Raw genomic sequence first — 237 nt, 5'->3', positions numbered from 1 at the left:
GCTGATCTTGCGACCAGCGCCCCTTCTCCCGAAGTTACGGGGCCATTTTGCCGAGTTCCTTAACGAGAGTTCTCTCGCTCACCTGAGGATACTCTCCTCGACTACCTGTGTCGGTTTGCGGTACGGGTGCACCGTCTCTGGCTAGAAGCTTTTCTCGGCAGTGTGACGTCGCAGCCTTCGCTACTGTGATTTCGCTCCTCATCACGCCTTGTCCTTGAGAAAGCAAGCATTTGACTC

At 55.3% G+C, this 237-nt stretch carries 1 rRNA gene; it reads right to left on the bottom strand.

Going from position 1 to position 237, the window contains the following annotated elements:
* Positions 1-237: ribosomal RNA gene (locus lacNas_RS00625) — 23S ribosomal RNA — on the bottom strand; the annotation flags it as partial.

This window comes from Lactobacillus nasalidis (assembly GCF_016587775.1).
Classification (GTDB): Bacteria; Bacillota; Bacilli; order Lactobacillales; family Lactobacillaceae; genus Lactobacillus; species Lactobacillus nasalidis.
This window is presented reverse-complemented; position numbering and strand designations above follow the sequence as displayed.